Annotated in this window: 11 protein-coding genes; 5 read left to right on the top strand and 6 right to left on the bottom strand. The window is 47.8% G+C overall.

What is annotated here, in order from left to right:
- The first annotated feature begins 14 nt into the window (after nt 1–14).
- Nucleotides 15–629: a hypothetical protein gene (locus tag ACHZA1_RS14640; RefSeq protein WP_320052607.1), complete on the top strand. Its 615-nt coding sequence runs from the start codon at nt 15–17 to the stop codon at nt 627–629.
- 249 nt (nt 630–878) lie between these two features.
- Nucleotides 879–1,490 (top strand): hypothetical protein, encoded by a 612-nt coding sequence (locus ACHZA1_RS14635; protein WP_320052606.1) that lies wholly within the window; start codon nt 879–881, stop codon nt 1,488–1,490.
- Nucleotides 1,491–1,588: 98 nt separating this feature from the next.
- Here ACHZA1_RS14635 and ACHZA1_RS14630 read toward each other — a convergent pair whose 3' ends face one another.
- The gene (locus ACHZA1_RS14630; protein ID WP_320052605.1) at nt 1,589–2,758 is read right to left on the bottom strand and encodes an adenylate kinase; all 1,170 of its coding nucleotides are present in this window, start codon (nt 2,756–2,758) and stop codon (nt 1,589–1,591) included.
- A gap of 318 nt (nt 2,759–3,076) precedes the next feature.
- Here ACHZA1_RS14630 and ACHZA1_RS14625 point away from each other — a divergent pair, with 318 nt between their 5' ends.
- From ACHZA1_RS14625 to ACHZA1_RS14615, 3 genes are all read left to right on the top strand, one after another.
- A complete protein-coding gene (locus tag ACHZA1_RS14625) occupies nt 3,077–3,655 on the top strand; it encodes a Crp/Fnr family transcriptional regulator (protein ID WP_320052604.1) in 579 nt (192 codons plus the stop codon).
- Between the two features lie 98 nt (nt 3,656–3,753).
- Nucleotides 3,754–4,557, top strand: a complete 804-nt coding sequence (locus ACHZA1_RS14620) for an SDR family NAD(P)-dependent oxidoreductase (RefSeq protein WP_320052603.1) — start codon at nt 3,754–3,756, stop codon at nt 4,555–4,557.
- A 4-nt stretch (nt 4,558–4,561) separates the two neighbouring features.
- On the top strand, nt 4,562–5,542 hold the full coding sequence (locus ACHZA1_RS14615) for an NAD-dependent epimerase/dehydratase family protein (RefSeq protein ID WP_320052602.1): 981 nt from the start codon (nt 4,562–4,564) through the stop codon (nt 5,540–5,542).
- Between the two features lie 49 nt (nt 5,543–5,591).
- On the opposite strand, the gene ACHZA1_RS14610 is transcribed toward ACHZA1_RS14615, so the two are convergent.
- The 5 genes from ACHZA1_RS14610 to ACHZA1_RS14590 all read right to left on the bottom strand — a co-directional run bounded on the left by ACHZA1_RS14610 (nt 5,592) and on the right by ACHZA1_RS14590 (nt 13,151).
- On the bottom strand, nt 5,592–7,715 hold the full coding sequence (locus ACHZA1_RS14610) for a DPP IV N-terminal domain-containing protein (RefSeq protein ID WP_320052601.1): 2,124 nt from the start codon (nt 7,713–7,715) through the stop codon (nt 5,592–5,594).
- 142 nt (nt 7,716–7,857) lie between these two features.
- Entirely contained in the window at nt 7,858–8,223 is a 366-nt protein-coding gene (locus ACHZA1_RS14605) for a DUF1987 domain-containing protein (protein WP_320052600.1), read from the bottom strand.
- Nucleotides 8,224–8,430: 207 nt separating this feature from the next.
- Complete coding sequence (locus ACHZA1_RS14600; RefSeq protein WP_320052599.1) at nt 8,431–9,297, bottom strand: metalloprotease family protein; 867 nt, start codon at nt 9,295–9,297, stop codon at nt 8,431–8,433.
- Between the two features lie 81 nt (nt 9,298–9,378).
- A complete protein-coding gene (locus ACHZA1_RS14595) occupies nt 9,379–11,154 on the bottom strand; it encodes a DEAD/DEAH box helicase (RefSeq protein WP_320052598.1) in 1,776 nt (591 codons plus the stop codon).
- A 404-nt stretch (nt 11,155–11,558) separates the two neighbouring features.
- Nucleotides 11,559–13,151, bottom strand: coding sequence for a S41 family peptidase (locus tag ACHZA1_RS14590; RefSeq protein WP_320052597.1), 1,593 nt, complete (start codon nt 13,149–13,151; stop codon nt 11,559–11,561).
- Nucleotides 13,152–13,385 lie beyond the last annotated feature (234 nt).

The following is a 13,385-nucleotide window of genomic DNA, read 5'->3' as shown; positions in this document are numbered from 1 at the left end:
AAAAAAGGACAGCTATGAAACAGCTTGTAATTTTGTCAATGTCCCTTTTCTTTGCGCTAACGGTATCGCAGGCGAATGCCCAGGAAAACATAAAAAAAGATATCAAACAGGCCAAGAAGGAGATCAAGGATACCAGAAAAGATAAGAAAGAGGTCATTAAAGAACCTAGAGCATCCCTAAAGGAACAGCGACGGGAGCTGAGAAGCCTTAGAGGAAAGCTAGTAAGCGAACAGACGAAAAGCCAATTCAACGTTGACTTTGGCAACTTGTCAGATGTTAAATGGGAAAGAACGAAGGATTTCGACAAGGCCACTTTCACAAAGGATGGCCAGATAATGACAGCCTACTACGACATAGACGCACAACTGGTAGGAACAACCTCGCCCAAAATGTTCGCCGATCTTCCTGCAAAAAGCCAGAAAAAAATCAACACCAAATACAAAGACTACACCATAGGTCAGGTTATCTACTTCGACGAGAATGAGAATTACGACCCAGACTACATGGTTCTTTATAATACTCCATTTGAGCATCTCGACCACTACTTTGTGGAGCTATCAAAAGATAGCAAAAGAATAATCCTCATAGTAACCAAAGAAGGTGACGTATCCATTTTTAGGGAGCTATAGTATTTTACCCCCACACCTAAAGAGGACATAGCGCAAATTTAAAACAGAGTTCACTCGTCTTCAAAAAATAAAGCCGCAGCGGATGTGCTGCGGCTTTTCTGTTGGGTAAAAAGACAGAGAGGCTTCCTGCATTTAGCTTCTAGCTGCAACTAAATATCCATTATTAAAGAAAAACAGGAATTAGACTCTGGCTTTTAGCTATGAGCACGCTGTAAATTGTCTCAATTAACTCCTAAAACACTTACTGTTATGAAAAAGATTGCAATTCTATCAACAATGCTACTGTTCGGGTTAACCTCACTTCAGGTAAGCGCACAGGAAGATCTCAAGAAAGAGATCAAACAAACTAAAAAGGAAATCAAGGAGACCAAGAAAGAGCTTAAAGGAAACAAGAAAGAGCCTAAGTCCGAATTAAGAGCAGAGAGGAAAGAGCTACGAGCCCTTAAAGGGGAAGTTGTCAGCGAGCTATCGAAGACCCAGTTCAACGTCGATTTCAAAAACACTTCAGACGCTCAGTGGGTAAGAACCAAATTTTTCGATGAGGTTACCTTCGAACAGAATGGTGTTAAGACCAAAGCCTACTACGACGCGCAATCCCAGCTAGTAGGAACCACAGCAGACAAGACCTTCGACGATCTGCCCGCGCCTGCCAAGAAAGAAATCGAAAAGAAATACAAAGACTACACCGTACAGCAAGTCATTCTCTTTGACGACAACGAAGCCAACGAAACGGACATGTTCCTTTATGGTGAAGAATTTGCAGATGCCGACCACTACTTCGTAGAGCTCACAAAAAACAGTAAGACCATCGTTCTTATGGTATCTCCAGAAGGAGAAGTATTCCTGTATAAGGAGCTCTAGCGCTTATCTCTCTATATAGATATAGAAATAATATGGCTAATACAAAAAAAACGCCGTAGCCAGCTGGCTACGGCGTTTGGTATATCCAAAACATCAAGCTACCTCAGGTACTTGTAGCGATTCTCCATTTCGGCGCAGGCCCGCTCGGCCACCTCCTCGCGGGTACCCATTCCATCGATCACCGACACCTCTTGGCGCTGCCGGTAGCGCTCCAGCACGGGGATGGTTTTAGTTTCGTGATCGATTAAGCGCTGAATGATCTTCTGCGTGGTGGTATCGTAGGGCATGCATCGGTCTGTTTTGCTGCGGGCGTCGAGGCGCCTCACCAGTTCGAGGGTGGGCACCTCCAGCTCAATAAAGTGGGAGATCTTCATGCCGTGCTTCTTCAGGATGCCCTCCAGGATGTACGACTGCACCAGCGTCCGGGGGAAGCCGGTGAACACGTATCCCTTCGAGTTCTTGGTGGACTGAATCTTCTTCTCGATAAGCGGAACCACGATGTCGTCGGGCGCCATCTGCCCGCTCTCGAACAGTTCCTTCACCTTGGCCCCCACCTCAGTTCCGCGCACGATCTCCTCCTCCAGCATCTTTCCGGTGGACAGGTGCTCCAGCCCGTACTTCTTGGCAAGCGCAAGCCCCAGCGAACCGCGGCCCGCTCCCGGATAGCCCATCACCAGCACGTTGAACATCTGCTTGCTCATCTCCTCGTTTACGATAAGCTCGATGTCGCGGGTAATCGTATCGATGGGCTGCTCGCCGTTTACCGACTTGCAGATGCCCCGCTCCCTAAAGAAGTCGAGCACCGGCAGCGTTTTCTCCTGGTACTCGCGCAGGCGCTTGCGGATAACCACCTCGTTATCGTCGCTGCGGCTCTGCTCCTTGGCCCGCCCCAGAAGCCGCTGGGTGCTCACCTCCTCCGACACCTCGATGTTGATCAGGCAGTTCAGGCTTGTATTAAGGTTAATCATCAGCCCCTCCAGGATGAAGGCCTGCACGTAGGTGCGCGGAAATCCGTCGAAGAGGAATCCGTTGGCATCGGGATTCTGCTTGATGGTCTTTTCAATAATCTGAACGATGATCTCGTCGGACACCAAGCCACCCTCGGCGATGATACTTTTAGCCTCAAGGCCAATCTTCGTTTCCGCCTTCAGCTCCTCGCGCAGCAAGTCGCCGGTGGAGATGTAGTGCAGCTTGTACTTCTTGATAAGGAACTCCGACTGGGTTCCCTTACCCGCACCCGGAGCGCCAAACAGGGCAATGTTAATCATGGAGAAAAGTTTTAGTGCCTACAAATATAGGCGAATTAGGGCGTGCTGATTCCGCCAAACACCGTAAGCATCCCAAAATAAGTAAGCCGCAGCGGAGCAGCTGCGGCTTACCTGCTCACCCCATACAGGGTTTGAAACCCTGTATGGGGTAGGAGAATGTATTAGCAGATACTACCTTTTCAAGTTATCGTCAAAGTACTTGGTGATTTTGGTCATCAGGTGTACGCGATCCTTGCCGCGCTCCCCAACTTGGGCATCCCCAATTTAAATGTTAAATTGCCGCCTCAAATCAAATCGACTGAAAAGTCTATAGCAACAATGGCAAAGCGCTTAGACAGCACCCTTCGCTTGCTAGGGATTCAAGCAGGGGAGACAAGAACACTTTTCACCAGCCATGCAACGGTAAGGGAGTACGAAAAAGGGGACATCATCTTTCACGAGAAGAGGTGCAACAGCACCGAGTACATCCTGATCGATGGAATTCTCCACCGCTACAACGCCACCCTTCAGGGATTACCCGTTACCACGGGCTTCTACCAGGCCACAGCCGCCATTACCCCCCACTTTGCGCGCACCATAGCTGGACAAAGCCTTTTTTCGATGGAAGCGCTCACCTGCTCTGTGGTAGCCGAAATCTCGGTGGAGGATTTAGATCGCCTCCGCAGCATCAGCCCCGAGCTCGAACGCTTCGGAGCTCGGGTGGTAGCCAACGAGCTGCTCAGCAACCTTCAGGAAGATGTAGTCAACCGCAGCACAAGCGCCAAAGAGCGTCTGCTGTTGCTGCGCAGGCGCCATCCGCTCCTCGAAAATCTCGTACCCCACAGCGCAATAGCCTCCTACCTGGGCATAACCAACGTTTCCTTTAGCCGGCTGCGCAGCGCATTATCCCACGAATAACCCCTCTTTTTATCAAATGATAATGGAATAGCAACACCAAGTTCCCAATTTAGCGCCATCGAAAAAATCAAACCCGCTAAATTGAAGAATTGATGATAATGGCTGAAAAGAAAACCACGTTTGCTCTTGTAACAGGAGCAAGCCAAGGTCTAGGCAGATATATTGCGATGGAGTTGGCTAAAAAGGGATACAATCTTATTCTTGTTGCCCTACCGAACGAGAATATTCAACAAGTTGCCTCGCAGGTAAAAGCCCTAGCAGTGGAGGCAATCTACTACGAAACCGACCTCACCAACAAGGAGAATGTACTAGCGTTGACCGAATGGGTGAACCAAAACTTCGAGGTAAGCGTCCTAATCAACAATGCGGGAAAAGGCGGCACCCAGAGCTTTCAGAACTGCAATGCAGACTACATCGACAGCATCATCCAGCTGAACATAACAGCCCCTGCACTGATTATTCACCAGCTGCTCCCCAACCTCAAAAAACAGGAGAGCGCCTACATCCTCAACGTGTCAAGCATGGCCTCCTTTAGCCCTATTGGCTACAAAACCGTTTACCCTGCATCCAAGAGGTTTGTTCAGCACTTTTCCAGAGGGCTGTACCAGGAGCTAAAGGAAACCAATGTTTTTGTGAGCGTTGTACACCCAGGCCCCATGAAAACCAACAAGGACGTCTCCCAACGGATAGAAAGGCAAGGTTCCCTTGGCCGAATAGGTCTCCTTTCGCCTGAAAAGGCAGCAAAAATCTGCATCAACCGCCTTTTCAAAAAGGATTCGCTAATACTCCTCGGATGGGCCAACCACCTCAACTGGCTGCTGATGGCCATTATCCCCATTTGGATTAAGCTTCCGCTGCTAACAACCGCCGTTCGCCGCGAGCTAAAACCTAGCGTACAATAAGTCTATGAGCAATTCACCTAAAGTATTGGTAACAGGAGCCAACGGACTACTGGCAACCAACGTAATTGCAGAGCTGCTCACCGAAGGATATCGCGTTAAAGGACTTATCCGCAACCCTAGCAGCTTCAGGTATGGACAGCATCCCCATTTGGAGCTAGTTCAGGGAGATATAACCAATCTGCAAGACATAGAAGCTGCCATGCAAGGTTGCAACTCCGTGGTACACGTAGCTGCCATAACGGCACAACATCTCCGCCGCTATACAGACTACCAAGATGTAAACGTAACAGCAACCAGCAACCTTATTAAAGCAGCAATAAGATCCAATGCAACAAAATTTGTTTACGTAAGTACCGCCAACACGTTCGGATATGGCACCAAAGAGGCTCCTGGATGCGAAGATCTTCCCATTTCAAGCCCCTTCGACAAGTCTCTTTACGCGTTAAGCAAACTAGAGGGGCAATCGGTGGTACTCTCGTACCAAAGCAAAATAGACGTGGTAGTGGTGAATCCTACCTTTATGCTCGGCCCTTACGATTCCAAGCCAAGTTCTGGAAGAATCGTTCTTATGGGACAGCGGAAGTGGTTTCTCTTTTATCCTCCAGGTGGGAAAAACTTCATACATGTACAGGATGCAGCCAGAGGTGTAGTCAAAGCACTCGAAAAAGGTAAAAACGGAGAAGCATACCTGCTAGCCAACGAAAACCTATCATACAAAGAGTTTTTCCAAAAGATGGCGAATAGATCAGGATATCATCCTCTTCTTATTATGACACCTCGCCCTCTACTCCTTATTGCTGGTATAGTCGGCAGCATACTAAGAATCCTAGGAGTAAAAACAGAAGTGTCGCTTACCAATATGAGAATTCTCTGCATCAACAACTACTATAGCAACGAAAAAGCAGTAAAAAGTTTTGGGTTATCCATGCAACCAATAGAAAAGGCCATTGCCGATTGCTTAGATTGGTTCTCTACAAGAAGATAAAAAAGAGGCTGTCCCATAAGTATCGGACAGCCTCTTTTTTATCCTTTATTTACTTCTTCAAGTTATCGTCAAAGTACTTTGTGATCTTGGTCATCAGATGTACGCGATCCTTACCGCGCACGTTGTGCTCGTGCTGTGGATACACGAAGTAGTCAACCGGGATGTTGTTGCTCACACAATCGCGGATGAAGTTGAGCGTATTCTGCCAAACCACCGTCACGTCGTAGTCGCTGTGGATGATGAGCAGATCACCCTTTAGCCCCTTTACGTTGTTCAGCAAGCTGGCACTAGCATAGCCATCGGGGTTCTCTTGAGGAGTATCCATGTAGCGCTCGCCGTACATTACCTCATAGTACTTCCAGTCGATAACAGGAGCACCAGCCACGCCCACCTTAAAGGTTTCGGGATGCTTGCACATCAGCGAGGTAGTCATAAAGCCGCCGTAACTCCAGCCGTGCACGCCAATGCGGTCGGCATCCACGTAGGGTAGCGACTTTAGGAAGGCAATACCTTGCATCTGGTCGTCCACGTCAACCGTTCCCAACTTGCGGTGAATTGCCTGGTAGAACTCGTTTCCGCGGGCAGGCGTACCGCGGTTATCCAACGTGAATAGGATGTACCCCTTTTGCGCCATGTAAAACTCCCACAGGCGAGCGCCTCCCAGCCAACTATCGGTTACCAGCTGCAGGTGCGGACCTCCATAAACGTACACGATAACGGGGTACTTCTTGGTGGAATCGAAATCAGCAGGAAGAATGATGCGCCCATATAGGTCAAACTTTCCATCCGAAGTTTTAGTCTTGATAAATTTCTCCTGCCCCATGTGGAAACCTTCGTAAGGGTTCTTTGCCGTAACCAGGTTTCGGACAATAGCGGGCTTATCGATAGCTTTAATGTTGATGACGTTTGACACATCGAGGCTGCTATACTGATCGATGATCATCCCTGCGGCATAGTTAACGATAACATTATGCGTTCCCTTTTCACATGTTAGTTGAACGGTCTTTCCGCTCTTCACCTCCACGCGATAAAGATGGCGTTCGAGTGGGCTAACAGCCGTCGAGGTATAGTATATGTAGCGATCATCGGGGGTGATCTCCTTAACATCGGAAACCTCCCAATTGCCCTTAGTTATCTGCCTTATCATCTTTCCGTTGATATTGTAAAGGTAAAGATGGTTCCAGCCATCGCGAGGGCTCTGCCAAACAAACTGTGTTGGATTTTTGGTAAGGAACTGAGCAGGATGCTCAGGCTCGGTCCACTTGTCGCTCTTCTCCTCGAAGAGGGTGGCAACGTACATACCATTACGGGCATCATACTTGTTTAGCTTCATCTCGTTCTGCCCGCGGTTAATCTCGGCAACGAGGATGTAGCGCTCATCTGGCGACCAGCAGATGTTGGTAAAGAAGCGATCATATGGAGCTCCAGTTTCGAGGAAAACCGTTTTCCCACTCTTTAGGTTGTAAACGCCCACCTTCACCTGATGGCTGGCCATTCCTGCCATAGGGTAGCGCTCGGGACGTAGCTCAGCAACGCGCTTGGTTATATCCACAATCGGGTACTCGCTCACCATGCTCTCGTCCATACGGTAAAAGGCAAGGCAGTTCCCCTTGGGCGACCAAAAGATACCACCCTTAATACCGAACTCGTTACGGTGAACCGATTTACCGTTAACAATTCCCTTGCCCCCATCGTTGGTAACCTGAATTTGCTCCGTTCCATTAATAATAAACAGATTATCGTTAACCGTAAAAGCAGCCTTGTCGTTCGAAGCCGCAAGGGTAAAATTCTCCGCACTAGCAGGTGCCGATACGCTGCACTTAACCTGCTTCGACACCAAATCGTAGCACACCGAGGTGTTATTCCCTGTAAGCAGCAAGGCATTCGTATTAAGCCAGTCGGCTCTCAAAACCTTGAAGTCTTTACCGGTAACCTTACCAAGCGCATCGAAGCTGGCAACCTCGGTTATCGTTCCAGTTTTAGGATCAACCTCCTTTATCTTTCCATCTTCAACGTAGGTAACAGATGATCCACGCCAGGCAAGACCACGAAGCGTTTTGGGGGCAAATTCGCGCCCCTGCCCCATCGTAGCCTGCTCTATGCTGAAGTCTTTAGGCTGAGCAAAAGCCCCAACACCCAACAGCAGCAGCAAGGGTAAAATAGCTCGTTTCATCAGAAATTATGCTTTAGTTTTTTATTGTTCACACTGGTAGTTTTTGACACCATCGCTGGTGGCAAATTGTGCGCAAAGAAATAAAAAAGGCGTAACAAAATGGATTGTTACGCCAGGTATTGTGCCTTCCAGCCCGCATCATTTAGGCAAGTTGGTAGAAGTTAAATTCTCGACCTAAAAGTGTTTCGTAGTTTTTCCCGAATTCAAGCATCTCCTCGTCATCGTTATCGTAATGCCAGTTAAACTCGACATTAGTCAACACCGCAAGTTTCTTAAACAGTTCCAGCAGAGCCTTAGAGGTGCTGGTATTAAAGTACTCCAACTCCATATTAACCGTAGTTATTGATGTTGGAGAAAGAACATAGCGCTCAATTCGCTCAAAGAGCGGAGTGAAAAATTCGTACGAATTGTTTGGAATCGATATTCCCTTGATTTCAATCAGCCCCTTTGTCGGATCCATCAGGACAAACGGCGTCCTTGATGTCCTTTCTAGCTTAAAAATTTCCATCAGCCAAGATTTTTAAATTATTAAATCTCGTAAATCGATGATCTATTCCCTTTTACTCTCCCTCATCGACAACGTTTCTTAGAGTCTTTTGCGTATGCAATATATTTTTTTTATCCCAAAAAATTACACTCTAATCAAACTTTATTCTCTTTCTTCTACATCATCTGATTTCCATGGCAAGAACAGTCTACAATGCCCTTGCCAATTCTACTTTTTCATCAAGCCACCTATGTTATTTACCAGTAATGATAGCAGCATGTTAATGAACGATAGCGCCACCGAAAAGGAGAGAAGAAAAATGGCCATAGCGCCAAAATGCATGCTTACCAGGCTTATTCGGTTCGAAATGGTAAACTGGAAGCTATCCTTGGCAAATGCAGATATTAGCTCCGACATCACGTTGGCAACAAGCAATACAGCCAACACCATCAGCGCACCCATTAGCGCCGTTTTAATATCGGAGATGCTCAGCATCATATGCGATGAGATACATAGCGCGATGTAGGTGAAACCCCAAAAAAGCGGAGAATGGAGGTTAGCCTTTGTAAATAGCAGTTTCACAAATACCCAAAATCCATCGCCAACCGCCACTAATCCCGATTTCCATCCGTACGACACCTCAATTGGCCAACCTTCGGTGAAATCATTAAACTGGTTAACCATGTTACCGCGACCCGGAAGCATAAAGTAGGCCAAAGCCATTAAAATGCCTCCTCCGACGAGCATTGGACCAATGCCAATAAAGAAGTTGCCTATCTTCTGGTAAATGCTTTTCTTGTTGTAGGTATGCGAGACGAAGCCCAGCGTACCCGATTTTGGATCGGGCTTAAAGAAGTGTACCTCCTTTACCTTATGCATAAAAACGAGGCAAAGTAGCCAATGCCCAAACTCGTGAACCGGAGTCCCGATCCAACCCGTAAAGTAGGTGTCAAAGTTAGGCCCTACCGACTGGGAGTAGTTTCGGCGGGTAGTTCTTGCCAAAAGGTATAGAATCAGCCCCATCAGAGCAATTACTCCTACAAACCACCAGAACTGGTAAAGGGTACTAAACACAACTGCTTTAATCGATCCCATAACAAATGTTTATGTTTCAAAACTAGCAAAAAAAGAGGGTATCCGAATGGACACCCTACTTGTTTTATTGCGTTTGATGATTTACGATCTGCGCGAACGCGAATCTCTATCACGACGAGGTCTGTCTCCACGGTCGCGGAAACCACGATCGCCACGGTCTCCACCGCTTTTACGATCGCCACGGCGTTCGCCTCTATCGCCTCGTTCGCCACGGTAACCGCCGCCAAAGCCGCCACCGCCACCACGACGTTCGCCATGGAAGCCACCGCCATTACCACCCTTGCTGTCGCCAGCAATCTCGGCAAGAGGACGACCACCGCCACGGCGCATGGTGTTAAGAACTTCGAGCGTATGCTCAGCCTCCTTAAACGGAATGGTTACAAACGAGAAGGCATCCATTACCTTAACATCGTCGATAACGGCATCAGGAAGGTGTGCCTTATCCTTAAGCAGGTCAACAATCATTTTCGAGTTGTAGCCGTCGAACTTACCAAGCGCGATGAAAAGGCGAGCCTTACCCTTGGTATCTACCGATACGGTACGAATTTCGGAGTAGCTGTTCTCATCAAGTTCATCCTTAAATGCTAATTTAAGAAGCGAAGCAAGCGCAATCTCTGGTCCGTTAACCTCAATAAGATCTTCGGCCATGCCGAGGTATTCCTTGAACGATTCGTTTTCCACAATCTCTTCCAGATCTACCTTAATCTTATTCTTCTTAATCTTGATCACATCGACTGCTGAAGGCAGCGTCTCCTTGCGGATCTTCACGTTTACGTTGCGCTGCATGGCAACAAACTGACGGTACTCCGATGGGGTAATGAAGGTAATTGCCGTTCCCTGCTTACCTGCACGACCAGTACGACCAATACGGTGAACGTACGACTCGGGGTCTTGAGGCAACGAGAGATTAATTACGTGGGTAAGGTCGTTAATGTCGATACCACGGGCAGCCACATCGGTAGCTACCAAAATGTTGATATGCTTGTTACGAAACTTACGAAGAATCTTCTCGCGTAGCGCCTGCGAGATGTCGCCGTGCAAACCATCGGCATCGTAGCCACGCTCGATGAGCTTAGAGGTAATCTCGTCTACCCCATTCTTGGTGCGGCAGAATACGAGTCCGTAAAATTCGGGTTCCACGTCAATAATACGGGTAAGCGCATCAAAGCGATCAGAATCGCGAAGTTCGAAGTAGATCTGGTCGGTTAAGTCGGCAGTAACCTGCTTCGACTCTACCTTAAGCAGCTCTGGCTCCTTCATGTAGCGCTTAGCGAGTTTTGCAATGCGCTGAGGCATTGTAGCAGAGAATAGGAGCATTCTGCGCTCCTCGGGCGCGTGCTGAAGAATCTCTTCGATATCGTCAACAAAACCCATGTTGAGCATTTCGTCGGCCTCGTCAAGGATAACGTACTGGAGGTTGTCGAGAACCAAGCTGCCACGACCGAGGTGGTCGAGGACACGACCTGGAGTTCCAACTACAACCTCTACGCCCTTTTTCAACCTACGAAGCTGCTCGCTTATAGATTGTCCTCCATAGATGGAGATGATAAAAAGCTTCTTGTCGCCTTTAAACGAAGCAATTTCTTCTGTCACCTGTATCGCCAATTCGCGCGTAGGAACCAAAACCAACGCTTGAACTCCTTTCCCGGGTTGTACCCTCTCAAGGATCGGTAATCCAAATGCTGCCGTTTTCCCGGTTCCTGTCTGCGCCTGTCCGATGACATCGCGTTCGCCATTAAGTAAGGCCGGAATCGCCAGTGCTTGGATTGGTGTTGGAGTTTCAAACCCCTTTTCATCAAGAGCCTTAAGGGTGCTCTCCGAGAGCCCTAAAACTCTGAATTCATCCAATTTGTCCATTAAAAAATTTTATTAGTCTAATATGGGAGTAAACAAGTTATCCCACAGCGGGCAAAGGTACGGAAATAAATGAAAGATTTATAGGCAAATAGGGATGCTCCCTTCTTAAGCCTCTTAAATATCCTTAAAGCTTCGGAGCCCTTCGTTATGGCGAAATTGCGCGTGCAACAACCGTGCAGGCGTAGCTTGGGAGGCCTTCAAGCGCACCTCTTTCCATGCCAGAAGTTCGGGGAAGCCTGCTGGCGTACTTTCTCCTCGCCAGAAGGTGTCGGGAAGCTTACCTGCGCACTTTTTGCCTCGCCGGAAGTATAACGAAGCGCATTTAGCCTTCAAGTGCCTACTGAAATAAAAGAGAGATGCCCCGAAGGAAGCATCTCTCTTTACAATTGCAGGTGTACTATCTTTTACAAGCCGTACTTCGACCAATTGGCGAGGGCATCCAACGCTGCCTTCACGGTTTCGTCCTCGGCGTTGATTACCTGGAAGTACTCCGAGGTATCCCAAAGCTTTTGAGCGATTAACCCTTTCAGCACCATGTTAATCTCCTTTGCCGACTTGTTGAACTCCTCCTGATTGGGCTCTACCCCCATCTTCTTGCCGTACTGCATGAAGCTCTTCTGAATTTCGTTGTCGATGGTGAATTTCTTTTTGAAGATATCGAACAATGCGTACTTACCCTCCAGCGCCTTACGATTTTGATCGACGTAGTTTACCACAAACTGCTGGAATACGCCCTTACGCGACAGGTTTCCGTAGTACTTGGTGAACCATGTAGTGTCGAGCGGGATGAAGATGTCGGGCATGATTCCGCCACCTCCGTATACGATACGCTTTTTGGCAAGGGTCGTAAACTTGAGCGAATCGCTAAAGTGGATGCTGTCCTTACTGGTTAGCTCGCCCTTTGCCTCGCGCTTGTAAAGGTCCATGTAGTAGCCTTCGGCATCACCATTCTTGAATGGACGTTGAATAACGCGACCAGTTGGGGTATGGTAACGAGCAACGGTAAGCCTTACCATCGAGCCATCGGGAAGCGGCTGCTGGTTTTGCACCAACCCCTTACCGAACGTTCTACGACCAATGATTAGCCCTCTATCCCAATCCTGAATAGCCCCCGAAACAATTTCCGAAGCAGAAGCAGATCCTTCGTCAACCAGCACTACAAGCTTCCCTTTTTCAAACAGCCCCCTTTCGGTAGCAGCGAAATCGCGTCGTGGTTGATTGGAGCCTTCGGTATAAACGATCTTCTTGCCGACGCTTAGGAACTGATCGGAAAGACCAATTGCTGTTCCAAGATAACCTCCTGAGTTCCCACGAAGATCCAGGATAAGCGATTCGGTACCGGGTTTCAACTTTGCAAATGCATTTTGGAACTCTTCGAAGGTGTTTTGAGCAAAACGAGAAACCTTAATGTACCCAACGGATGGCGTTAGGTTGTATGCCGCATCAACGCTATAAATTGGAATTTTATCACGGATAATCACGAAATCTAGCAGTTCGGCAACGCCCCGACGTTTTATCTGCAGCTCCACCTTCGAGCCTTTAGCGCCACGCAGGTAGGTAAAGACATCCGAATTCTTTAGCCCAATGCTGGCCACCATCTTTCCATCAATCCTAAGAATGCGGTCGCCAGGAAAAAGCCCCACCTTTTGCGATGGGCCACCTGGAATGGTATTAACAACGATTAGCGTATCGTCAAGTATGTTGAATTCGATGCCAATCCCCTCGAAGTTGCCCTCGAGCGGTTCGCTCATCTTCTTAACCTCTTCCTTCGAAATGTAAACCGAGTGAGGGTCTAGCTGGCTAAGAATATTAACTATCGATTTTTCTACAATGTCTGGCGTGTTAATGGTATCCACATATTCCGTTTTCAGCATGAAAAGGAACTTGTTTAGTTTAAAGAGCTGCTCATTCAGCTGCTGGTCTTGCGCCGAGACGAATGGCGCAGAAAGCATCAGCATCGTTGCAGCCAGAAAGATCTTTCTCAACTTATTTCTCATGTAGGTATTTTTTCTTTATAACAACCAAATGGGATGTTTGCTTGCAAATATAACCAATTAAGCATGCCACAAGCTGCTCAACTAAACGAACAGTTTTCCACAACACAACAACCATTTTGTAATTAAGCCAGTAGGAACGCAAAAAAGCCCCCGGCAGAACCCGCTCCTCGACTAGGATTATTAAACTTTAACCATACCAAAGTAATCTTAAGCCTCATGGTATCGAAAAATGGA

Origin of the sequence: uncultured Acetobacteroides sp., assembly GCF_963667355.2 — a bacterium.
GTDB lineage: Bacteria > Bacteroidota > Bacteroidia > Bacteroidales > ZOR0009 > Acetobacteroides.
Note: the sequence above shows the minus strand (reverse complement) of the source record. Positions and strands in the feature narration are given on the sequence as shown.